Source organism: Delftia tsuruhatensis NBRC 16741 (assembly GCF_001571325.1).
Taxonomy (GTDB): domain Bacteria; phylum Pseudomonadota; class Gammaproteobacteria; order Burkholderiales; family Burkholderiaceae_C; genus Comamonas; species Comamonas tsuruhatensis.
Map to the genome: position 1 here is coordinate 19658 of NZ_BCTO01000032.1, position 20299 is coordinate 39956.

General features: G+C 66.1%; 24 protein-coding genes. 12 read left to right on the forward strand and 12 right to left on the reverse strand.

Features of this window, described 5'->3' with window-relative positions; genetic code table 11:
* Positions 1-16: 16 nt before the first annotated feature.
* Positions 17-883, reverse strand: coding sequence for a helix-turn-helix transcriptional regulator (locus tag DTS01S_RS16150; RefSeq protein WP_017403932.1), 867 nt, complete (start codon positions 881-883; stop codon positions 17-19).
* A 181-nt stretch (positions 884-1064) separates the two neighbouring features.
* Positions 1065-1235, reverse strand: coding sequence for a hypothetical protein (locus DTS01S_RS30900; RefSeq protein WP_016447134.1), 171 nt, complete (start codon positions 1233-1235; stop codon positions 1065-1067).
* Between the two features lie 196 nt (positions 1236-1431).
* On the opposite strand from DTS01S_RS30900, the gene DTS01S_RS16155 reads away from it, so the two are divergent.
* Positions 1432-2031, forward strand: a complete 600-nt coding sequence (locus DTS01S_RS16155) for an IMPACT family protein (protein WP_017403930.1) — start codon at positions 1432-1434, stop codon at positions 2029-2031.
* A gap of 21 nt (positions 2032-2052) precedes the next feature.
* On the opposite strand, the gene DTS01S_RS16160 is transcribed toward DTS01S_RS16155, so the two are convergent.
* Both DTS01S_RS16160 and DTS01S_RS16165 read right to left on the reverse strand, forming a co-directional pair.
* Positions 2053-3231 carry a M20 aminoacylase family protein gene (locus DTS01S_RS16160; RefSeq protein ID WP_017403929.1) on the reverse strand — a complete coding sequence of 393 codons (1179 nt, stop codon included), beginning with the start codon at positions 3229-3231 and terminating at the stop codon, positions 2053-2055.
* 10 nt (positions 3232-3241) lie between these two features.
* Entirely contained in the window at positions 3242-4225 is a 984-nt protein-coding gene (locus DTS01S_RS16165; RefSeq protein ID WP_013802199.1) for a tripartite tricarboxylate transporter substrate binding protein, read from the reverse strand.
* Positions 4226-4359: 134 nt separating this feature from the next.
* On the opposite strand from DTS01S_RS16165, the gene DTS01S_RS16170 reads away from it, so the two are divergent.
* Complete coding sequence (locus tag DTS01S_RS16170) at positions 4360-5310, forward strand: LysR family transcriptional regulator (RefSeq protein ID WP_046239846.1); 951 nt, start codon at positions 4360-4362, stop codon at positions 5308-5310.
* Positions 5311-5658: 348 nt separating this feature from the next.
* Here DTS01S_RS16170 and DTS01S_RS30500 read toward each other — a convergent pair whose 3' ends face one another.
* From DTS01S_RS30500 to DTS01S_RS16175, 3 genes are read right to left on the reverse strand one after another with little or no spacing between them, the layout of a single operon-like run.
* Complete coding sequence (locus tag DTS01S_RS30500) at positions 5659-5841, reverse strand: hypothetical protein (RefSeq protein WP_128422701.1); 183 nt, start codon at positions 5839-5841, stop codon at positions 5659-5661.
* Between the two features lie 19 nt (positions 5842-5860).
* Positions 5861-6115 (reverse strand): hypothetical protein, encoded by a 255-nt coding sequence (locus DTS01S_RS30505; RefSeq protein ID WP_139223834.1) that lies wholly within the window; start codon positions 6113-6115, stop codon positions 5861-5863.
* Positions 6116-6155: 40 nt separating this feature from the next.
* Positions 6156-7370 carry a hypothetical protein gene (locus DTS01S_RS16175; RefSeq protein WP_061288111.1) on the reverse strand — a complete coding sequence of 405 codons (1215 nt, stop codon included), beginning with the start codon at positions 7368-7370 and terminating at the stop codon, positions 6156-6158.
* Positions 7371-7664: 294 nt separating this feature from the next.
* Between DTS01S_RS16175 and DTS01S_RS16180 the strand changes: the two genes are divergently transcribed.
* Together DTS01S_RS16180 and DTS01S_RS16185 are read left to right on the forward strand one after the other, a co-directional pair.
* Entirely contained in the window at positions 7665-8159 is a 495-nt protein-coding gene (locus DTS01S_RS16180) for a hypothetical protein (RefSeq protein ID WP_061288113.1), read from the forward strand.
* A gap of 237 nt (positions 8160-8396) precedes the next feature.
* Positions 8397-9821 (forward strand): dihydrolipoyl dehydrogenase, encoded by a 1425-nt coding sequence (locus DTS01S_RS16185; RefSeq protein WP_061288115.1) that lies wholly within the window; start codon positions 8397-8399, stop codon positions 9819-9821.
* A gap of 28 nt (positions 9822-9849) precedes the next feature.
* Here the strand turns inward: DTS01S_RS16185 and DTS01S_RS16190 are convergent, their stop codons facing one another.
* Positions 9850-11670, reverse strand: coding sequence for an ABC transporter ATP-binding protein/permease (locus tag DTS01S_RS16190; protein WP_061288116.1), 1821 nt, complete (start codon positions 11668-11670; stop codon positions 9850-9852).
* Positions 11671-11954: 284 nt separating this feature from the next.
* Between DTS01S_RS16190 and DTS01S_RS16195 the strand changes: the two genes are divergently transcribed.
* Positions 11955-12566 (forward strand): chromate transporter, encoded by a 612-nt coding sequence (locus tag DTS01S_RS16195; protein WP_017403921.1) that lies wholly within the window; start codon positions 11955-11957, stop codon positions 12564-12566.
* Positions 12563-13171 (forward strand): chromate transporter, encoded by a 609-nt coding sequence (locus DTS01S_RS16200; protein WP_017403920.1) that lies wholly within the window; start codon positions 12563-12565, stop codon positions 13169-13171. The genes DTS01S_RS16195 and DTS01S_RS16200 overlap by 4 nt, the downstream gene beginning before the upstream one ends.
* Before the next feature lie 111 nt (positions 13172-13282).
* On the opposite strand, the gene DTS01S_RS16205 is transcribed toward DTS01S_RS16200, so the two are convergent.
* Positions 13283-14062 (reverse strand): SIR2 family NAD-dependent protein deacylase, encoded by a 780-nt coding sequence (locus DTS01S_RS16205; RefSeq protein WP_026062008.1) that lies wholly within the window; start codon positions 14060-14062, stop codon positions 13283-13285.
* A 57-nt stretch (positions 14063-14119) separates the two neighbouring features.
* Complete coding sequence (locus DTS01S_RS16210) at positions 14120-14758, reverse strand: TetR/AcrR family transcriptional regulator (RefSeq protein WP_061288118.1); 639 nt, start codon at positions 14756-14758, stop codon at positions 14120-14122.
* Between the two features lie 222 nt (positions 14759-14980).
* On the opposite strand from DTS01S_RS16210, the gene DTS01S_RS16215 reads away from it, so the two are divergent.
* The 5 genes from DTS01S_RS16215 (at position 14981) to DTS01S_RS16235 (ending at position 17316) form a co-directional block, all read left to right on the forward strand.
* On the forward strand, positions 14981-15493 hold the full coding sequence (locus DTS01S_RS16215; protein WP_017403917.1) for a VOC family protein: 513 nt from the start codon (positions 14981-14983) through the stop codon (positions 15491-15493).
* Positions 15494-15574: 81 nt separating this feature from the next.
* Positions 15575-15997, forward strand: coding sequence for a VOC family protein (locus tag DTS01S_RS16220; protein ID WP_017403916.1), 423 nt, complete (start codon positions 15575-15577; stop codon positions 15995-15997).
* 47 nt (positions 15998-16044) lie between these two features.
* Positions 16045-16428, forward strand: coding sequence for a VOC family protein (locus DTS01S_RS16225; protein WP_017403915.1), 384 nt, complete (start codon positions 16045-16047; stop codon positions 16426-16428).
* Between the two features lie 8 nt (positions 16429-16436).
* Positions 16437-16913 (forward strand): SRPBCC family protein, encoded by a 477-nt coding sequence (locus tag DTS01S_RS16230; RefSeq protein ID WP_017403914.1) that lies wholly within the window; start codon positions 16437-16439, stop codon positions 16911-16913.
* Between the two features lie 25 nt (positions 16914-16938).
* Positions 16939-17316, forward strand: coding sequence for a DUF1428 domain-containing protein (locus tag DTS01S_RS16235; protein ID WP_017403913.1), 378 nt, complete (start codon positions 16939-16941; stop codon positions 17314-17316).
* On the opposite strand, the gene rlmB is transcribed toward DTS01S_RS16235, so the two are convergent.
* Positions 17313-18104, reverse strand: coding sequence for a 23S rRNA (guanosine(2251)-2'-O)-methyltransferase RlmB (rlmB, locus tag DTS01S_RS16240; RefSeq protein ID WP_016447151.1), 792 nt, complete (start codon positions 18102-18104; stop codon positions 17313-17315). The genes DTS01S_RS16235 and rlmB overlap by 4 nt on opposite strands.
* 215 nt (positions 18105-18319) lie before the next feature.
* Between rlmB and sstT the strand changes: the two genes are divergently transcribed.
* Positions 18320-19543 carry a serine/threonine transporter SstT gene (gene sstT, locus DTS01S_RS16245; protein ID WP_016447152.1) on the forward strand — a complete coding sequence of 408 codons (1224 nt, stop codon included), beginning with the start codon at positions 18320-18322 and terminating at the stop codon, positions 19541-19543.
* A 40-nt stretch (positions 19544-19583) separates the two neighbouring features.
* Here sstT and DTS01S_RS16250 read toward each other — a convergent pair whose 3' ends face one another.
* Positions 19584-20294, reverse strand: a complete 711-nt coding sequence (locus DTS01S_RS16250) for an ABC transporter ATP-binding protein (RefSeq protein WP_017403911.1) — start codon at positions 20292-20294, stop codon at positions 19584-19586.
* Positions 20295-20299 lie beyond the last annotated feature (5 nt).

Sequence of the window (20299 nt, forward strand, 5' to 3'; positions counted from 1 at the left end):
CCTCCAGCCCCCAGGCTCAGGACAGCGCCTCGGGCTCCATCAGCAAGGCAAACAGCTCGCGCTGCCCCTGCACGCCCAGCTTGCCGCAGACGCGCTTGAGATAGGTCCGGGCACTGGCCACCGTGATGCCCAGGCGCTGCGCCAGCCGCTCGGTGTCCAGCCCCTCGACCACGCAGCGCACCACGTCCATATCGCGTTGCGTGAGATGCGCAAAGCGCCGCGCCAGGCGCGCCAGCACCAGGCCCGCCAGATCGTCCTGCAGGGCCTGGCCCGCGTAATGCAGGCGCATGGCCTGCATGACCAGCGGAGCAAAGGCCTCGATGCGTGCAATGGACTGCGGGTCAAAGCCGCCGTGCTCCTCACCCCGGTACAGATTCACCGCCAGCCAGCGTGCGCCGGTCTGCAGGGTCAGCAGCGAAAGCCGCTCCACCAGGCGGGGCAGGTCATAGCAGACACGGCGGTACTCGGGATGGCTCACGTCCGAAGGCTTCTGGCGATGGAGCCAGACGCGCGCTGGCGCCTGGGGATTGCGCTGCTGCCGCGCCAGCTCGGCCTGCATCACGCGCTGCGCGCCGTCCAGTGGATAGAAGCGCTCGCTGTAATCCTGGGAAATCAAAGGCAGTGCGCCTGTGCGTGCCCGGTCCCCGAACCCCACGATGCGCGGCCGAGATCGCCCCTGGAACGAAAAGATCGTGCACTGCGCCAACGGCACATGCCGGCCCAGCAGGTGCAGCAGCTGCCCGGCCACCTCGTCGCTGCTGGCGCTGGAGCGGCCCACCTGCTCCAGCAGCGCCGTCACATCGCCCAGCGGCACAGGCAGGCTGGCATCGCTGGCGCAGGCAGGTGCCAGCAGCCAATGGCTGCGAATGGTGTCATTGCTCATGGGTACGGGAACAGGCTGTGGCAGGAATGCAAAAAGGCCGGTGCATTGCGCAGCCGGCCTGGGTGAAGATGTTGGAATGATAAATCCAGCGCAGCGAGGCCATTGCCTGCTGCGTTCCTGTCGGCGGTCGTTGGAGCCGCTCAGCCTGGCCGGATGGCCCTTGGCTGCACGGCTGCAGCCATCACCATTCGCCTACGTTGCGAATGCGCTGGTCCAGGTCCAGAGGAAGGCCGCCGCCGGCGGCTTCATGGTCCTGGCCTGCCTGCTCCAACGCCATGGGCGGAGGACTGAAATGATCGCGGCCAAAGGTGTGTTCGGTGAGAACGGGATCGCGGGAAGGTGGGGTGTTCATGGTTGCGCCTCCTTGACAGAAAGCTTACTGCGAATCTTTCACGATTTCTGTAGGACAAACCTGGATGCAACCCGCTGAAGCTGAAATGACACAAGGTACGCATGCTCACAAATGTGTAGCGCTTCGTAATAAAGGCGTAATGAATCCATGCGCCAAACACCGAGCCAGGGGCAATCGGGTAAGCTTGCCGCCCTCCATGCCACAGACACTCCGCGCACCCGCGCACAGCGAACTCATCATCAAGAAAAGCCGTTTCATCGGCTGCGTGCAGCCCATGGCCGACCGCGCCAGCGCCCAGGCCGTGGTCGATGCGCTGCGCCGCGAGCACCCGGGCGCCGCCCATGTCTGCTGGGCGCTGCTGGCAGGCGGCCAGTCGGCAGCCGTCGATGACGGCGAGCCCAGCGGCACGGCAGGCCGCCCCATGCTGGACGTGCTGCGCCACCAGGACCTGGAAGGCGTGCTGGCCACCGTGGTGCGCTACTTCGGCGGCGTCAAGCTGGGCGCCGGCGGCCTGGTCCGTGCCTACACCGATGCCGTGGCCCAGGCCTTGCTGACCGCCGAGAAGGTGACGCTGCAGCGCATGCAATTGCTGCGCTGCAGTGTCCCTTATGCGCTCGAAGGCCTGGTGCGGCGCGAGATCGAGGCGGCAGGCGCCGAATTGCTCCAGGTCGAGCATGGATCGCTGGTGCAGTTCGATCTGCGCCTGCCGCAGTCGCAGGCTGAAGGCTTTGTGAGCCGCCTCAACGAGAGCGGTCAAGGACGCGTGGGCTGGCTGGAAGTCCACCCCAGCGAATGAGATGCGCCGGGCTCAAGCAGTTCAACCAGCCACCAGAAACCGCTGCGCCAGCAGCACCCAATAGGCGGCTCCCACGGCGATGTTGTCGTCGTTGAAGTCATAGCCCGGGTTGTGCACCATGCAGGCGCCTTGCTCGCTTCCCTCGCCATTGCCAATCAGCAGATAGCTGCCTGGCACGCGCTGCAGCATGAAGGCAAAGTCTTCGCTGCCCGGCAAGGGTGGCGCCTGCAGCGTGACATGTTCCGGGCCCAGCAGCTCCAGCGCGATCTGGCGCGCGAAGTCCGTCTCCTTGGGCGTGTTGACCAGCACGGCATAGCCGGGTCGCCAGTCGAGTTGCGCCTGCACGCCGAAGCTCTCGGCCTGCGCACTCACCAGGTCGCGAATGCGCTCCTCCAGCAGCCTGCGCACATCGGCATCCAGCGCACGCACGCTCAACTCCAGCACCGCGCTGTGGGCGATCACGTTGTTGGCCTTGCCCGCATGGATGGCGCCCACGGTCACCACCGCCATCTGCAGCGGATCGATGTTGCGCGAGACGATGGTCTGCAAGGCCATGACGATGCTGGCGGCCGCAACGATGGGGTCGGCCGCGCGGTGCGGCATGGCACCATGCCCGCCCACCCCGGTGAGCGTGAGCGTGGCGTAGTCGGAGGACGCCATGGCTGCGCCCTCGCGCAAGGCCAGCCTTCCCTGGGGCAGGCCCGGCATGTTGTGCATGGCAAAGATGGCGTCGCAGGGATGTCGCTCGAAGAGGCCGTCCTCCATCATGCGCAGGGCGCCGCCGCCGCCCTCCTCCGCAGGCTGGAAGATCAGCGTGAGCGTTCCGTCGAAGCCGCCGTGCTCGGCCAGATGCCGGGCCGCTGCCAGCAGCATGGCGGTATGGCCGTCATGGCCGCAGGCATGCATGACGCCGGCATGCGTGCTGGCATGGGCGAATTCATTGGCCTCGGCGATGGGCAGCGCGTCCATGTCGGCGCGCAGACCCAGACGCCGGCTGCCGCTGCCGCGCACCAGCCGCCCCACCACGCCCGTGCCGCCCAGGCCGCGTTCCACCTCGTAGCCCCATTGCTCCAGTTGCTGCGCGACAAGGGCGCTGGTGCGGTGTTCCTCGAAGCCGAGCTCGGGGTGCCTGTGGATGTCGCGGCGCAGCTCGACGAAGGCTGCGGCCGAGCCGCGCAAAGTGTCCAGAAGGGTGTTCATGTGCGGCGTCTCACTGGGGTTGCAGGCGGATGGAGCGGGCAATGCTGCGGTAGCGGGCCGTCTCGGCCTCATAGAACTGCGCCGCTTCGGCCAGCGACATGGGCGCCGCGGCCAGTTGGGTCTGCAGGGCCAGTTGCTCGCGCACGCCCGGGTCCTTGAGCATGGCGCCTATCGCCTGGTGCAGCCTTTGCACCACCTCCTGCGGCGTGTCCTTGCGCACCAGGAAGCTGGTCCAAGTCTTGTAGGCGAAGTTTTTCAGCTCCCGGCCCTCACGCACCGTGGGCACATTCTTGAGCAGCTCCGATCGCTGCTCCCCCAGCTGGCCCAGGATCTTGAGCCGGCCCTGCTCGGCCAGCGCGCCCATGGCAGCGCTGTAGACGAGCACAGCGAAATCGACCTGCCCGCTGCCTATGTCCTGCAGCAGCGGCGCATTGCCCTTGTAGGGCGCATGCATGAGTTGTATGCCGGCGTCCTGCTGCACCTTCTCCAGGATCAGGTGGTAGAGCGAGCCAATGCCGACACTGCCGTACGACAGCGGCCGGCTGGCGCTTTTGCGGGCCAGCGCGATCAGCTCATCCACGTTGCCGGCCTCCAGGTCCTTGCGAGCGACGAAGACCATCACGGCCTCGGCCACGGGATGGACCAGGCGGAAATCCTCGGCCTTGAGCCGCACGGCGGCATTGGCCAGCGGCGACAGGATCACCTCGTTGGGCGAGCCCTGGAAGACGTAGTGCCCGTCAGGCGGAGCGGCCAGCACTTTCTGCGCGGCCATGGCGCCGCTCACGCCGCCCAGGTTCTCCACGATGACCTGCTGGCCCAGTGCCTTGGACAGCGGCACGCTGAAGATGCGGGCAATGGCATCCGAAGGGCCGCCGGCCGGATAGGGAACCATCAGGCTCACGGGCCTGGAGGACGGGCTCTGCGCACAGGCCAGGCCCGCGCTCAGCAGCAGGCCGGCGCCCGTCAGCCAAACGCGCTGGAACAAAAATCTCATCATGTCTCCTTGGTGGATGGCTCCGGCTCGGTCGGCCGGATACGCGGCATCCTAGGAGCCGGGTCATCGAACGTCCAATGCATTGTTGGCTGCATTAGCATGAGTTTCATGCAGACTTCAGGGCGCGAAAAATCATGACGCTGGTGCAGCTCAGGCATCTCATATCGGTGGCGCAGACCGGCTCCTTCAGCCGCTCGGCCGAGGCCATGCATCTGACACAGCCGGCCCTCAGCCGCAGCGTGCGCGCGCTGGAGCAGGAGCTGGGCATACCCTTGTTCGACCGCATCGGCCGCCACAGCGAACTCACAGCCTTCGGCCGCGAGATGCTGGGACGGGCACGCGCCCTGGTGGCTGAAGCCGACGAGCTGCGTGACAGGGGGCGCCAATTGCGCGAGGGTGCGGCCGGCACCGTGCGTGTGGGCCTGGGATCGGGCCCCGGCGCAATATTGATGACGCCGTTCCTGCAGCACATGACCGTGCACCATCCCGGCGTGCGAACCGAGGTGGCGCGCGGCAGCACCGATCTGCTGGTGCACTCGCTACGCGAGCGCCTGCTCGACGCCCTGGTCGTGGACCTGCGCGCGCTGCGGCCCGCACCCGACCTTGCGCTGGACGTCGTGCACGAAATGCGCGCCGCCTTCATGTGCCGCACCGACCATCCACTGGCCCGCCTGCAGCGGGATCTGCGCTTCGAGGATGTGCAGCGCTACCCCGTCGCCTCCACACCATTGAGCGACCAGGTGGCCTGGCTGCTGGTGGAGACCTATGGCGCCACGGCCCACCCGGCGCGGTTCGTCACACTGCAGTGCGAGGAGTTGCCCAGCCTTGTGGACGTTGCGCGCAACAGCGACACCGTGCTGCTGGCCGTGCGCGCCGTCGCCCCGGACCTGGCCGAATTGCCCATGGACCCGCCCATGCGCAGCACCGCCCGCTTCGGGCTGGTCACGCTGCGTCAGCGCAGCGAGGCGCCGACGCTGGCAATCCTGCGAGGCCTGATGGGGAAGTTGATGGCCGACGATGCCCCTGCGCCGGAACAGGCGCCCAGCCATGGCGGAAGGCCGGGCCGCATGGCATTGCCAGACTGATTTGATGCTGGTAATTACTCATCAAATGGCCAAAAAGCAAATCGCAAGCAGGCAAAACAAGCCATGTGAAATTAGACAGTTAGCTTTCAAGCCCTGATCAATGTAGTTCCCTAAAGGAATACCCAAGGCAATAAGCAGCTGTCACCAACTTATTTCCCGCTATCAAAACACTGCCACAAGTATGATAAAAGCCAGCTCCAACTGAACTACCATTTGCATACAGGCTGCTATTTTCCAAATTTATTAGACCATCTTCCGAAAAATAAATATTATTTGCATGCGCCGCAGATGAGGACATTAAAACACCAAATACCACCATAGTGGACAATGATTTTTCATATCGAAATCTCATTTCAACCCCTTTATCTCATCGTTTTTAAATTGATACTGACGAGCAGGAGTCCACAGATTCTGCACACAGCACGCGTTGTTTGTGGACGCCCAGATGATGGCGCGAAAGCTTTCATCGCCCAGTTCGCTGTAGCAAGCCACCATTGCGGTATCGCCTATATTCACCACAGGCGCATTCATACCGCAAACATGCTCATATTCATTTCGCCATCATCTGAAGTGGCATTAGTTCGGTTTTACCTGTATTCGCAGTCATCATTTCCATCAATTTCGACAACTCGCTCGTTCGCGCCATCATCAGGGGCAACATACTATATGAGCCAAAAAAAGCCTGTGCCGCATTGGAGGAGGAAAAATTCTCGAATGAAATGCCGTTCGCTTGCACTGGAGGGGCCCAGAGCCCGCACACAGCGATTGCCAGTGTGGTTGCAAGTCTTGGATATCGCATCTTCATGGTATTTCCTTTATGCACGGTGTGAGACGAGGCTGCGCCTTCATGGCGTGCACAGGTTCTGCACGAAGGCATGCGTGGCCAATTGCGCGACTTCGCTCCTTCCTGTCATGTAGCAGCCATCCTGGCTCAGTGCCGAGGCCGCACTGTTCTCGCCGCCTGCGAGGGTTCCCTGGTCCACGGTGCCGCCCAAGGGGGTCCAGGTGATGGCGTGCGAACTTCCGTCGGCCAGTTCGCTGTGGCCTGCCACCGTTCCGTTGTCACCGATATCCACCACACGTGCATTCATGCCGCCAGGCAGCGGAGGAATATCGCGGATGACACCGGTCTGGCTGTTCCAGTAATAGGGCATGCTGCGCCCGTCTGCCAACTGGTAGTGCCCAATCACCTCGCCGAGGATGTTGAGATCGACGCCGCTGTTTCGCGCGGGCGGGGACGATATGGACAGCACCTGCGGACTGGAGGACGAGTTGAGCCAGACGACGGTGCGTCCACCCTGGGCACCAAAATCGCAGTAGCCCATGATGCGGGTATTGACGACGGTCTTTGCGCGGCAGAAGACGGCATTGAGAGGCAGGTTCAGGGCCGTGGCCATATAGCCGCCCAGGACTGCGGCAGACCAATAGACAGGACGCGGATGCCCGCTGTTGTCGGGACAGTTGCCCACGATGCCCGGCATGTTGCCGCCCACCACGAAATTGTCCACATCGGACGGCACGCAGTTGGTGCTGTTCAGGCCCAGCAGGCCCGCCGGCAGCGCGCGTGCCGTGGTTTCATTGTTGCGCCACATGACAGGGCGGGACGTGTTGCTGCCGCTCAGGCTGACGCCTGCCACATAGCCGCCCTGGTTGTATGCCGTGGGCATGCTGCGCACATCGAGCGTCAGCGGCTGCAGTGTCTGCACCGTGGCCGGCGTGGCCGCATTCCAGAACACGCCCACGGACACCGAATTGCCGTCCAGGCAGCTGCCCACCACCTGGCCGCTGTTGGTGATGGCCGCCGCGTTGCAGTTGCGCCCAGGCGACAGGCGCACAAGGTCTGCCGCACTGCCCGGCGCCAGCGACACGAAGCCTGCGGACGAGCCGTCGCTCTCTGCACAGGCGCCCACGACATGGCCGCTGTTGTTGATGTCCAGGCCCACGCATTGCGGGCCTGCCGACGTGCCCACGTCCTGCATGGGCAGGGCCTGCGCGGCCGGCAGTGCCAGCAACGCAAGGCACGCCGCGGAAAAATTCAAATGCTTTGGCTGAAGGCGCATGAAGGGTTCTCCTGAAAAAGCAAAGAAGTCGTTCATGGAAATCGGGCGCCGAACAGGAAATCCGCATGGGGCTTGGCATATGCGTGCCGGTGCAGACGCTATTTCCGTGATCCGCATCCCGGCCCCACGATAGGCATCGCGGTATGGAGCCGTCCATCCGAGCAGCAATCAAAACAACAAAAACAATCAACAAAATCAAAAGCTTGCAAAAGAATCCCCCATCAATAATTGTCTCATCGGCATCCGGGATTCAGGCCATGCCATAGCGCAGCGCCATATGAATGGGGGCTCTCCATGGCAATCACACACTGCCTGACATCCGACAGCGCATGGCCGAATGGAGCAATTCGCCGCCGCTGGAGTCCGGCAGAACTGCTGGCACTCGAACGCTGGGCCGGCGTCCTGCCCGTGCAGGTGATCTGCCGCCGGCTGGACCGCAGCGAACGCTCCGTTCGCTGCCAGATGCACAGGCGCGGCCTGAGCACCCGGGTCCGCGAAGGCGTCGGGCTGAGGCAGGTCTGCGAGGATCTGCAGCTTTCTGCACGGTCGGTGAGGGCCTTCATCCTCGATGGCCGTCTGCGCCTGCACAGCGCACAGGTGCATGGCGAGATGGTGGCGCAGCTTCATTGGTCCCTGCGCCGCTGGTTGCAAACAGCGCAAAGCCGCTTGTGCCGTATCAGCCATTTGAGGGTTACCGAGACATCCCTCAGGCGCTTTGCGCGGGAAGCGGATTTCGGCGCATCAGGCAGCCGCACGGGCGCGGCATGGCAACACTGGGCATCCGGCTAGCCCCTGCGCGGCACGGGCCGGGCCCTGGATGTCCAGCAGCGGTTTCGGCCCTTCGCCTACGACTGCCGCGAGCGCCAGCATGCAGACTGGCACGCATGTCCCATGGCAGGCGAGGCAGTCATCTCGACCATCTGTCGGCACTTCAGTCAGCACTCCCGTCGGCACACCTTTCGGCACATCCACCGGCAGCGGAGACCTCCACGGGACCTGGTGCCACAGTCAAAGGAATCAGACAGAATGAAAAACCCACCCACCACCGCCCTCGACGTGATCATCGTCGGTGCCGGCTCGGCCGGACTGTCGGCACTGCGCGAGGTGCGCAAGCACACGGAGCATTTCGCCATCGTCAACGACGGGCCCTGGGGAACGACCTGCGCGCGGGTGGGATGCATGCCGTCCAAGTTGCTGATCGAGGCGGCCAACGCCTTCCATGCACGCCATCACTTCGATGCCTTCGGCATACGCGGCGCGAGCGGGCTGCAGCTGGACCTGCCCGCCGTTTTGCGCCGCGTGCGCAAGCTGCGCGACGAGTTCGTGGCAAGCACGATCAAGGCCACGGAGGGCCTGGGCTGGCGGGCCATCGACGGGCGTGCCAGGCTGCTGGCAGCCAATCGGATCGAGGTCAATGGCAAGGTGCTGGCTGCGCGCAAGCTCATCCTCGCTCCGGGCTCCAGCCCCGTGGTGCCGGAGGAATGGAAGCGCTTTGGCAAGCGCATCCTGACCACCGACACCTTGTTCGAACGCAAGACGCTGGGCCCGCGCGTGGCCGTCGTCGGCCTGGGTCCGCTGGGCGTGGAGATTGCACAGGCGCTGGCGCGGCTGGGACTGGAGGTCACCGCACTGGGACGCGGCCCGAAGCTGGCGGGCCTGTCCGACCCGAATGTCACCGGCGCATTGCGGCATCTGCTTGAGAAAGAGATGGTGGTGATCACCGACCATGAAGTGCAGTTGAGCAAGGGCCCGGACAGCAGCATCGTCGTGCGTGCAGGCGACACCCGCATCGTCGTGGACCATGTGGTGGCCGCCATGGGTCGGCGCCCGCAGCTCGAAGGCCTGGGCCTTGAGACGCTGGGACTTGAGCTGGACGAACACGGCCAGCCGCCCGTAAGCCGCGAGACACTGCAGGTCGGCGAGCTGCCGCTGTTCCTCGCGGGCGATGCCAATGGCGACCGCCCCTTGCTGCATGAGGCCGTGGACGAAGGCCATATCGCGGGCACCAACGCCATGGCAGAGAATGTGGCCTGCTTCGAGCGGCGCACGCCGCTGTCCATTGTCTTCAGCTCGCCCAACGCGGCCGTCGTGGGCCAGCCCATGAAGGCGCTGCTGGGCCAGGACTTCGTGGTGGGCCGCGTGGATTTCGCGCACCAGGGGCGTGCACGGGCTGCGCAGCGCAACGCGGGCCTGCTTCATGTCTATGCGGACCCGGCCAGCGGCCGGCTGCTGGGCGCGGAAATGTGCGCACCGGGCGGCGAGCATCTGGCCCATCTGCTGGCCCTGGCCGTGCAGCAGCAACTGACCGTGCAGGAGCTGCTGCGCACGCCCATCTATCACCCCGTGCTGGAAGAGGGCCTGCGCACCGCCTTGCGCGACGCGGTGCGCCAGCTGCCCCAGCAGCCGCCCTCCGACCTGGGCAACTGCGATTCTTTGCCCATGGACGATTGATCGCGCGCGGCCCAGGGCCGCACGCGGATCAATCCTGGGGCGCGCTCTGCGGGGCGCTTACTTCCGACAGCGTCCACCCGCCATTGCCATTGACCGCCAGCGCGTGGGTATGGAAACCCGCCAGCGTGCTGCGGTGGCCCACGCTCACCAGCATGGTCGAGCGCATCTGCTCGCGCAGCAGCGTGTACAGCGCATGCTCCAGGCCCTCGTCCATGGCCGAGGTGGATTCATCGAGAAAGACGATGGCGGGCCGGTTGAACAGCACGCGCGCAAAGGCCAGGCGCTGCTGCTCGCCAATCGACAGGATGCGGGACCAATCCTGGTTGACATCCAGCTTGTCGGCCAGATGGGCCAGGCTGACCTGGCGCAGCGCCTGTTGAAGGCGCTCGTCGTCCTGCGGTGAAGCATCCATCGGATAGGCAATGGCCGTGCGCAGGTCCCCCAGCGGCAGATACGGGCGCTGCGACAGGAACAGCGCCTGGTGGCCGCCCGGGCGGCCCACCGTGCCCTGGGCATGCGGCCACAGGCCGGCAATGGACCGCAGCAAGGTGGTCTTGCCGCTGCCCGAAGGCCCCTTGATCAGCAGCGCCTGGCCGGGAATGAGCTTGAGTTGCAGGCCGCTGAGCAGGTGGTGGCCGTCCGGGCGGCTGACCTGCAGACCCTCGATGTCCAGGGCGCCGGGTTGATCTTTGTGGACGACCTGGGGCAGTTCGCGGGTCTGGGCATTGGCATCCAGAAAGCCGCACAGGCGGTCCAGCGCGGCGCGGTACTGGGCGAAGGTGTCGTAGGAGGTTCGGAAGAAGGACAGCGCATCCTGCACCTGCCCGAAGGCCTGCGAGGTCTGCATCACATCACCGAGCTTGATGGCACCGCTGAAAAAGCGCGGCGCCTGCAGCAAAAAGGGAAAGACCACGGCCACCTGGTTGACGGTGAGGTTGAAGCCGTCGAACTTCAGGCTGCGGTAGACCAGCGCCCAGACATTGGCGATCAACGCCGAAAAGCGCGTCAAAAGCGTGTTGCGCTCGATGGCCGCGCCCTGGTAGAAGGCGATGTTCTCCGCATATTCGCGCACGCGCACCAGGGCGTAGCGGAAGTTGGCGGTCAGCCTCTCGTTCAGGAAGTTCAGCCGGATCAGCGGCTGGCCCAGGCGAAAGGCGATCAGCGTGGCGACGATCACATAGAGGTAGACCGCGAACACCATGGCCCGCGGAACCTCCACGCCCGCCACCGCGATGGGCGCGGACAGCCCCCAGAGAATGCCCGTGAACGCCACCAGCGAGACCACCGCGCTGACGGCACCCAGCGCCAGGGTCAGCGAGTTCGAGACAAAGGTGTTCACATCCAGCTCGATGCGCTGGTCGGGGTTGTCCACCGGCTCGTCCAGGAAGTGGCTGCGATAGTAGGCATCGCCGCGCATCCAGTCGGTGGTCACGCGCTCGTTGAGCCAGACCCGCCAGCGGATGCGAAACGCCTGGTTCACATAGAAATTGAACAGCTCGCGCAGGATGTGGACCGTGGCCAGCACCGCAAAGATACCCAGGAAGCGCCAAAAGCCCTTCTGGTCCAGTTCCTGCAGCGCGCTGTAGAAGCCGTTGTACCAGTAGGAAAACAGCACGTTCATGCGCACCGAGACCAGGGCCAGCACCAGCAGCAGCGTGAACACCAGCAGCGGCCACCAGCTGTTTCTGGGGTGCAGGAACGGGCCGGCCAGCTGCCAGAACTGCCGACCCCAGCGGGTGAATCGAACCACCAGCAGCGCCACGGCCGCGAAAGCCACGACGGTGATCACTGAGGCCGCCGCCAGCCAGACCAGGCTTTCCTGCAGCGCCTTGCTCCAATCCATGTCCATGTCGGAGATCCTCGGGTTGTGTGGGTGGAGAGAATCTACTCCTGTTCAGACAGGCCGGCGGGCAGGCCTGGGCGCATGCCGGCAGCAAGCCATCTGCGCTTGCAATGCCCCCATCGCCGTTGCCGATGGGGCCGCTGCCGACAAGGCCGCTGCGCAGGATTAACATTCCGTGCGTGCCGCCCCGGCGGCAGGCACGAAGACAGGACCGGCCCGCGCGGTTCCCCCACGACAACAGCGATGCCCTCCCGGGGCCCTGCCCGGGCGGCTCAGACACAAGCCAGAACATGCCCGCATCGCCGCCCCAGGCCCACCCGCCACACGACCCCGCCGATGTGCCGGCCCGGCGCCCCGCCCCCGCCAATCTGCGCGATCTGTTCTGGTCCTTCACCTGGCTGGCCCTGCAGGGCTTTGGCGGTGTGCTGGCCGTGGTACAGCGCGAGCTGGTCGAGAAAAAGCGCTGGCTGACCAATGAAGAGTTTGTGGAGGACTGGGCCGTGGCCCAGATCATGCCCGGCCCCAATGTGGTCAACCTGTCCATCACCATTGGCGAGCGCTACTTCGGCTGGCGCGGTGCCGTGGTGGCCGTGTGCGGCATGCTGTGCTTTCCCATGCTGCTGGTGCTGACGCTGACCGTGATCTATTCCCAGCTGGCCGACCACCCCGCCGTGGCCGGCGCGCTGCGCGGCATGGGCGCCGTCGCAGCCGGCCTGGTGGCGGGCATGGGCCTGAAGCTGGCCAGCACGCTGAGCCGCCACCCGCTGGGGCGCTGGTGCAGCGCGGGCCTGGCGCTGGCCTCGTTCATTGCCATGGCGGTGATGCGCATTCCGCTGGCCTGGGTGCTGCTGGTGGTCGGCGGCGCGGGCTGCGTGCTGACCTGGAGAAAGCTCACGCCATGAATGCTGCCCACCAGATTGCACTGAGCCTGCAGCCCGCCGACTGGTTGCAGTTGCTGCTGTATTTCCTGACGCTGTCGCTGATGGCCGTGGGCGGGGCCATTGCCACGGCGCCCGACATGCACCGTTTTCTGGTCGATGGCCATGGCTGGCTCAGCGAGGCGCAATTCAGCTCCTCCATCGCCATTGCCCAGGCGGCGCCCGGGCCCAATGTGCTGTTCATCGCCCTGCTGGGATGGAACCTGGGCCTGAACGCAGGCGGAGGCACGGGCCTGCTGGCCTGGGCCTTTGGAGCACTGGGCGTGACCATCTGCATGGTGGGCATCCTCTTGCCCAGTTCGCTGCTGGCCTGGCAGGCATCGCGCTGGGGCCAGCGCAACAGGAACCGGCGCGGCGTGCGGGCCTTCAAGCAGGGCATGGGCCCTCTGGTCATCGGCCTGCTGCTGGCCACGGGCTGGCTGCTGGGCACGGGCAGCGGCCGCCCCGCCCAGGATTGGCGCCTGTGGCTGCTGACCCTGGTCTGCGCCCTGCTGGTCTGGCGCACGCGCATCCACCTGCTGTGGCTGCTGGGCGCCGGCGCGGCGCTGGGAGCGCTGGGCTGGATCTGAGCGGATGCGCGAGAGGGAGGGGACTGCCCCGGTTGTGCGTCAAAAGGAGCCGCCATGGCGCAAGCCCCTTCCCTCCCCCTGGGCCGCGTCGGGCGGCCTGCCCCTCCGCCTTCAGTCGCCCAGCAGTAGCGGCAGCACCTGTGCCGACGGGCCGCGCAGGCATTGGTGGGCCGCGTCATCCAGCTCGGACGGTGCGGGATTGATCACGGCCACATGTGCGCCCGCCCTGCGTGCGATTCGCGCCAGCCCTGCAGCCGGGTACACGGCGCCCGATGTGCCCACCACCAGCAGCACATCGCAGTGCTGCACCGCCGCCTCGGCGGCCTGCCACACGCCCATGGGCAGGGACTCGCCGAACCAGACCACGCCCGGGCGCACCAGGTTGCCGCAGACGGCGCACTGCGGCGGCTCGCCCGGCTTCACCTGGGCCAGATCGCAGCATGCGCGCGGCCTTTCCAGCCATCGGTCCCGCATCAGCTCACCATGCAGGCACAGCACGCCGGGGCTGCCTGCGCGCTGGTGCAGGCCATCGACGTTCTGCGTGACCAGCGTCATGCGGCCCGGGTGGCGCAAGGCCCATTGCGCCAGCGCATGGTGGCCGGCGTTGGGCTGCACCGCAGCCACGGCTTCGCGCCGGTGCGCATACCACTGCCAGACGCGCTGCGGATGCGCGCGAAAGCCTGCCTCGCTGGCCATGTCCTGCGGGTTGAACTGTGCCCAGTAGCTGTTCTTGTCGTCGCGAAAGGTGGGTACGCCGGATTCGGCGCTGACGCCTGCGCCCGTGAGCACCGCGATATGGGCTGCACGCGCGATGCGGTCGCGCAGCTCGCCCTGGCCGGCCAGTTCAGGCTCGGCGGGGGAAGGCGAGGAAAGGGAATGTTCGTCGGGCATCGGGGCGGCGATGGAAAAAAGGCAGGCCATTGTGAGGCAGTGTCGCCCCGCCACGCATCAAATGCCTTTTTCCACCATCTCCAGCAGGCGCAGCGCCAGCGCACGCCGCTGCTCGGCGGTGGCGTGGCGCAGCGGCCCGTCTATCACCAGCAAGGCCATGCCGTGCACCGCGGACCAGGCCAGGAACTCGGCCTGGGGCCGGCGCTCGGCAGGCAGCACGCCGGCCTCGGCCATGCTGTCCAGCGCATAGCCCAGCAGCTCGAACGAGTTCAGTCCCATGGCCGCTGCACGCGTGGTGTCGGGCGGCAGGTCCACGTCGTACTCGACCGAAGCAAAGGCCGTGCGAAACCAGCCGGTCTCCGTCTGGGCAAAGCCCAGATAGCCGCGCCCCACGGCGGCCAGCAGCGCGCGTGAGCGCTGCAGCACATCGGGCAGGGTGCGCGCCTGGGCCATTTCGGCCTCGATGGCTGCGGCCAGTGCGCCCAGGGCCGCAGCGCGCACGGCATCAAACAGCGCCTGGCGGTTGGCAAAGTGACGATAGGCTGCATTGGGCGCCACGCCCGCGCGGCGCGTGGCCTCGCGCAGCACGATCGCCTGGGGACCGCCTTCACGCGCCAGCGCCAGGCCAGCCTCGACCAGGGCCTGGCGCAGGTCGCCATGGTGATATGACTCACGCCTGACACGTCGCTGCGTCACTGTTTTGCTTCCTTTTTTCTGCGTGGCCACATCACCCGAGAGGGAAGACAGCCCTGCCCCGCCGATTTACAGCTTGACACCGAAGCTGACAGCGCTTGATGTGGACAGCGTCCATTTTAGTCCCTAGCATATGTGAACGGCGTACACACGCCGGGCAGAAATCGATAAAAAGCCGGCATCGAACGGCATAAAACGGTTATCACCGTCACCAAGGAGACAAGCATGGCTTTGCACACCGGCCGCATACAGCCCTGCCTCTGGTTCGACAACCAGGGCGAGCAGGCGGCGCGCTTCTATACCGAAGTCTTTCCCGATTCCCGCATCACGGCCATTGCGCGCTACGGCGAAGCAGGCCACGACATCCACGACATCCACGGCAGGCCGGCGGGCAGCGTGATGACGGTGCAATTCGAGCTGGAAGGCCAGCCCTTTCTGGCGCTCAACGGCGGCCCCATGTTCCGCTTCAACGAGGCCGTCTCGCTGATGGTCAGTTGCGATACACAGGACGAGATAGACCACTACTGGGGCGCCCTGTCCGAGGGCGGCGACCCGGCGGCGCGTCAATGCGGCTGGCTCAAGGACCGCCATGGCCTGTCGTGGCAAATCGTTCCGTCCCAGATGGCCAGCTGGATGGGAGGCCCCGACATGGCCGCCGCCCAGCGCGTGATGCAGGCCCTGCTGGGCATGCAAAAGCTGGACATCGCCGCTCTTGAGCGCGCGCATGACGGCGGCTGAAGCCTCCTGGCCCCCTCCTCCCGTCGTCCCGTCCTCCCGTTCCTCCACTCCCCTCGCCACCGTCCCTCCCAGGAGCGTTCCATGCAATTCATCCCCTATCTGAACTTCAACGGCAACTGCGCCGAGGCCTTCGCCTTCTACGCCAGGCTGTTCGGCGGCACCATCGTGCACCAGAGCACCTTTGGCGAGACGCCGGGCATGGAGCAGATGCCCGAGGCCGACAAGCGCCTGATCATGCATGCCCACCTGCAGGTCAAGGACCAGGCGCTGATGGCCTCGGACGCCACCGACAACTGCGGTGGCGGCGGCTACCAGCAAGCCCAGGGCATGTGGATCTCGATCGGCGTGGACGACGCCACCGAAGGCGGCCGCATCTTCAACGCGCTGGCCGAAGGCGGCAAGGTGACCATGCCCTTCCAGGCCACGTTCTGGTCGCCGGGCTTTGGCATGGTGACGGACCGCTTCAACACACCCTGGATGGTCAACGTCAAGGGCGAGGCCTGAACAAGGCCGGCCGACACATTGCCTCAGTCACCCAAGAAGGAGTCCTCATGAACGCCAATCCCGTCGTCTGGTTCGAGATCCATGTGCAGGACATGGCGCGTGCGCGCCGGTTCTATGAAACCGTCTTCCAGGGCAAGCTGGAGCACCTGCCCGCGCCCGATGGCTCCGACAGCCAGGAGATGCTGTCCTTTCCGATGGACATGACAGGCCCCGGCGCGGGCGGAATGCTGGTGCGGATGGACGGCGCACCTTCCGGCGGCGGCGGCACGCTGGTCTATTTCGGCTGCGAGGACTGCGCCATAGAACAGGGCCGCGTCGAGGCCGCAGGCGGGCACATCGAGCAGGCCAAATTCTCCATCGGCCCCCACGGCCACTGCGCCGTCGTGGTGGACACCGAGGGCAACCGCATCGGCCTGCACTCCATGCAATGAGGAGCACCATGACAGCACAAGACCTTCCCGAACACGCCAACGACCTGGTGCTCACGCGCCTGTTCGACATCCCCGCCGACAGGCTCTACCGCTGCTGGACCGAGCCGGCGCTGATCCAGCAATGGTTTGCACCCAGCCCCTGGAGCGTGGCCCGGGTGGACAACGATGTGCGGCCCGGCGGCCACAGCCTCATCGTCATGCGCAGCCCCGAAGGCCAGGAGATGCCCGGCAGCGGTGTCTACCTGGAAGTCATTCCCAACCGGCGCCTGGTCTTCACCGACGCCTTCACCCAAGGCTGGGTGCCAGCCGACAAGCCCTTCATGACGGGCATCGTCACCTTCGACCCCGAAGGCAGCCAGACCCGCTATACCGCCCGGGTGCGCCATTGGAATGCCGCCGACCGCGCCCAGCACGAGGCCATGGGCTTTCACAGCGGCTGGGGCCAGTGCGCAGACCAGTTGGCGGAACTCGCAGCCCGGCTCTGACGCCGGTTTTCACCAGGAGAGCACCATGCACTACATCGACGGATTCGTACTGCCCGTTCCCCGGGCCAACCTGCAGGCCTACCGCGAGGTGGCCGAGGCCGCAGGCAAGGTCTGGATGGAATACGGCGCGCTGCAGTACTGGGAATGCGCGGGCGACGACGTGCCCATGGGCAAGCTGACCTCGTTTCCCCAGGCCGTGCAGCTCAAGGAAGGCGAGATCGTGTTCTTTTCATGGATCGTCTATGCCTCGCGCGCGGAGCGCGACCGCATCAATGCCGCCGTCATGAAGGACCCGCGCATTGCCTCCATGGACCCGGCCACCATGCCCTTCGACGCCAAGCGCATGTTCTGGGGCGGCTTCGATAGCGTGGTGGAGCTGGGCGCCGGCGGCGCGCCAGCCTAGATCTGGTCGGCCGGGGCGGCGGATACGGCAGGCGTGGTGCCCAGGCCGCGCTGGCGCAGCGCCTCGTACAGGCACACGCCGCTGGCCACGGACACATTGAGGCTGGAGACGGCGCCCATCATGGGAATGCCGATCAGCTCGTCGCAGGTCTTGCGCGTGAGCTGGCGCATGCCGTCGCCTTCTGCGCCCAGCACCAGGGCCGTGGGGCCCTTGAGGTCCACCTCATACAGGGTCTTGGGCGCATCGTCGCTGGTGCCGATGATCCAGATGTCGCGCTCCTTGAGCTCATTGAGCGTGCGCGCCAGATTGGTGACCATGAAATAGGGCACGGTCTCGGCCGCGCCGCTGGCCACCTTGGCCACGGTGGCGTTCACGCCCACCGCATGGTCCTTGGGCGCAATCACCGCATGGGCGCCTGCGCCATCGGCCACGCGCAGGCAGGCGCCGAGGTTGTGCGGATCGGTCACGCCGTCCAGCACCAGCAGCAGCGGGTTGCTGACGCCATCGGCCTCCAGCTGCTCCAGCAGTTCATCCAGCGAATGCACCTGGGCCACCGCCTCCACGCGCGCGGCCACGCCCTGGTGGCCGTGGCTGCCGGCGAGCTTGGCCAGGCGTTCGCCGTCTGCCTCGATCAGCCGGACGCCGGCCGACTTGGCGCGGTCGAGGAACTGGCGCATGCGCGCATCACGGCGCGTGGCCTCGTAGTAGACCTCGATGATGGATTGGGGCGCGGTCTTCATGCGCACGCCGACGGCGTGGAAGCCGAAGAGAACTTTGGGGGACGACATGGGGCGCGATTATCCCGCCAATTGGGCGCAGCCCCGGCACCCGCCGGACGAAGCCCGTCTGCACGCAACGGCTCCTGTGGTTTTTACGTAGCCGCTACACTGCGCGGGTTGGCCGCTTTCCAGCGGGCCCCTCTCATTGCGGCATGCACCGAAGCCACGGGCATGCCGCTTTGCATTTTTCATCGCCCTGTTTTTCCATTTCTTTCTCAACCATCATGCTCAAAGCCTTTCTTGCCTGGCTTGCCCGCACCAGCCTGGTGGGCCAGATCGCCATCAGTCTGGTCGCCGGCGGCCTGTTGGCCTGGCTCTGGCCCGAGGCCGCCCAGTCCGTATCCCTGCTGGGGACGCTGTTCATCTCCGCCCTCAAGGCCGTTGCCCCTGTCCTGGTGCTGCTGCTGGTGGTCTCGGCCACCAGCAACCACCGGCCCGGCCACGCCACGCAGATACGGCCCATCCTGTGGCTGTATGTGCTGGGCACCTTTGCCGCGGCCGTGGTGGCCGTGGTGGCCAGCATGGCCTTCCCGTCCACCATCCAGTTCAAGGACGCCGCCCCCGCCCAGGGCGCGCCTGGGCGCATTGGTGAAGTGCTGATGGCCCTGGTGCAAAGCGCCTTCGACAACCCGGTACGCGCGCTGATGAATGCCAACTACATCGGCATCCTTGCCTGGGCAGTGGCCATGGGCCTCGCCCTGCGCCACGCCTCTGAGACCACGCGCGCCGTGATGCATGACCTGGGCCAGGCCATCACCCGCGTGATCCAGGGCGTGATCCGCCTGGCGCCGCTGGGCATCTTCGGCCTGGTGGCGGGCACCTTTGCCCAGTCGGGCCTGGAAAAGCTGCTGGACTATGCCCACCTGCTGGCCGTGCTGCTGGGCTGCATGCTCTTCGTGGCCCTGGTGGTCAATCCGTTCATCGTCTGGACGCAGACGCGCCGCAATCCCTATCCCCTGGTGCTGACCTGCCTGCGCGAGAGCGCGGTCACGGCCTTCTTCACGCGCAGCTCGGCCGCCAACATCCCGGTGAACCTGGCGCTGGCCAAGCGCCTGGGCCTGGATGAGGACACCTACAGCGTCTCCATCCCGCTGGGCGCCACCATCAACATGGCCGGCGCCGCCGTCACCATCAGCGTGCTCTCGCTGGCTGCGGCCCATACCCTGGGCATCCAGGTCGATCTGCTGACCGCCATCTTGCTGTGCGTGGTGTCCGCGGTGTGCGCCTGCGGCGCCTCGGGCGTGGCCGGTGGCTCGCTGCTGCTGATTCCGCTGGCCTGCAGCCTGTTCGGCATCTCCAACGATCTGGCCATGCAGGTGGTGGGCGTGGGCTTTGTGATCGGCGTGATCCAGGACTCGGCCGAAACCGCACTCAACTCCTCCACGGACGTGATCTTCACGGCCGCGGCCTGCGAGGCGGCCGGGCGGCGCGAAGCTGTCGCCGCCTGAGGTCCTGCCACTGGTTGCAGCCGCTTGACCCGGCGGCCGATCAGGCCGCCAGCGCCTGCCCCTCTTCGATGCTGGCGACGCGGCCGGCCTCGATGGTCACGCGCCGCTCGCAGCGCGCGGCGATGGCTCGGTCATGCGTGACCATGACCAACGTGGTGCCGCGCTCACGGTTGAGCGCGAACATCAGCTCCATGATGGTTTCGCCGGTCGCAAAGTCCAGGCTGCCCGTGGGCTCGTCGGCCAGCAGCACGGCGGGCTCGACCACGAAGGCGCGGGCCAGCGCCACGCGCTGCTGCTCGCCGCCCGACAGCAGCTTGGGATAGTGGCCCAGGCGCTGGCCCAGCCCCACGCGCTCCAGCATTTCGGTGGCGCGGCGGCGGGCGTCGCGGCTGCCGGCCAGCTCCAGCGGCAGCATCACGTTCTCCAGCGCCGTCAGATTGCCCAGCAGCTGGAAGCTCTGGAAGACAAAGCCCAGCTTCTGCGCACGCACGGCAGCGCGCGCATCCTCGTCCAGCGCAAACATGTCCTGGCCCTGCAGCCGCACCGTGCCGCGCGTGGGCGTATCCAGGCCTGCGAGTATGGACAGCAGCGTGCTCTTGCCCGAGCCCGAGGCACCGACAATGGCCACGGTTTCCCTTGCCGCGAAGCGCAGATCGATATCCCTCAGAATATCCAGTGTTCCGGTCGAATCGCTGACCGACTTGAAGACATGCTCGACTTCGATCAGGGGCTGGGCAGTGCTTTGTGACATGGAGG

What these genes read in the sequence shown, in the direction of transcription:
- DTS01S_RS16150 (WP_017403932.1), bottom strand. Translation starts at nt 883, where the DNA reads ATGAGCAATGACACCATTCGCAGCCATTGGCTGCTGGCACCTGCCTGC.
- DTS01S_RS30900 (WP_016447134.1), bottom strand. Translation starts at nt 1,235, where the DNA reads ATGAACACCCCACCTTCCCGCGATCCCGTTCTCACCGAACACACCTTT.
- DTS01S_RS16155 (WP_017403930.1), top strand. Translation starts at nt 1,432, where the DNA reads ATGCCACAGACACTCCGCGCACCCGCGCACAGCGAACTCATCATCAAG.
- DTS01S_RS16160 (WP_017403929.1), bottom strand. Translation starts at nt 3,231, where the DNA reads ATGAACACCCTTCTGGACACTTTGCGCGGCTCGGCCGCAGCCTTCGTC.
- DTS01S_RS16165 (WP_013802199.1), bottom strand. Translation starts at nt 4,225, where the DNA reads ATGAGATTTTTGTTCCAGCGCGTTTGGCTGACGGGCGCCGGCCTGCTG.
- DTS01S_RS16170 (WP_046239846.1), top strand. Translation starts at nt 4,360, where the DNA reads ATGACGCTGGTGCAGCTCAGGCATCTCATATCGGTGGCGCAGACCGGC.
- DTS01S_RS30500 (WP_128422701.1), bottom strand. Translation starts at nt 5,841, where the DNA reads ATGAATGCGCCTGTGGTGAATATAGGCGATACCGCAATGGTGGCTTGC.
- DTS01S_RS30505 (WP_139223834.1), bottom strand. Translation starts at nt 6,115, where the DNA reads ATGAAGATGCGATATCCAAGACTTGCAACCACACTGGCAATCGCTGTG.
- DTS01S_RS16175 (WP_061288111.1), bottom strand. Translation starts at nt 7,370, where the DNA reads ATGCGCCTTCAGCCAAAGCATTTGAATTTTTCCGCGGCGTGCCTTGCG.
- DTS01S_RS16180 (WP_061288113.1), top strand. Translation starts at nt 7,665, where the DNA reads ATGGCAATCACACACTGCCTGACATCCGACAGCGCATGGCCGAATGGA.
- DTS01S_RS16185 (WP_061288115.1), top strand. Translation starts at nt 8,397, where the DNA reads ATGAAAAACCCACCCACCACCGCCCTCGACGTGATCATCGTCGGTGCC.
- DTS01S_RS16190 (WP_061288116.1), bottom strand. Translation starts at nt 11,670, where the DNA reads ATGGACATGGATTGGAGCAAGGCGCTGCAGGAAAGCCTGGTCTGGCTG.
- DTS01S_RS16195 (WP_017403921.1), top strand. Translation starts at nt 11,955, where the DNA reads ATGCCCGCATCGCCGCCCCAGGCCCACCCGCCACACGACCCCGCCGAT.
- DTS01S_RS16200 (WP_017403920.1), top strand. Translation starts at nt 12,563, where the DNA reads ATGAATGCTGCCCACCAGATTGCACTGAGCCTGCAGCCCGCCGACTGG.
- DTS01S_RS16205 (WP_026062008.1), bottom strand. Translation starts at nt 14,062, where the DNA reads ATGCCCGACGAACATTCCCTTTCCTCGCCTTCCCCCGCCGAGCCTGAA.
- DTS01S_RS16215 (WP_017403917.1), top strand. Translation starts at nt 14,981, where the DNA reads ATGGCTTTGCACACCGGCCGCATACAGCCCTGCCTCTGGTTCGACAAC.
- DTS01S_RS16220 (WP_017403916.1), top strand. Translation starts at nt 15,575, where the DNA reads ATGCAATTCATCCCCTATCTGAACTTCAACGGCAACTGCGCCGAGGCC.
- DTS01S_RS16225 (WP_017403915.1), top strand. Translation starts at nt 16,045, where the DNA reads ATGAACGCCAATCCCGTCGTCTGGTTCGAGATCCATGTGCAGGACATG.
- DTS01S_RS16230 (WP_017403914.1), top strand. Translation starts at nt 16,437, where the DNA reads ATGACAGCACAAGACCTTCCCGAACACGCCAACGACCTGGTGCTCACG.
- DTS01S_RS16235 (WP_017403913.1), top strand. Translation starts at nt 16,939, where the DNA reads ATGCACTACATCGACGGATTCGTACTGCCCGTTCCCCGGGCCAACCTG.
- rlmB (WP_016447151.1), bottom strand. Translation starts at nt 18,104, where the DNA reads ATGTCGTCCCCCAAAGTTCTCTTCGGCTTCCACGCCGTCGGCGTGCGC.
- sstT (WP_016447152.1), top strand. Translation starts at nt 18,320, where the DNA reads ATGCTCAAAGCCTTTCTTGCCTGGCTTGCCCGCACCAGCCTGGTGGGC.
- DTS01S_RS16250 (WP_017403911.1), bottom strand. Translation starts at nt 20,294, where the DNA reads ATGTCACAAAGCACTGCCCAGCCCCTGATCGAAGTCGAGCATGTCTTC.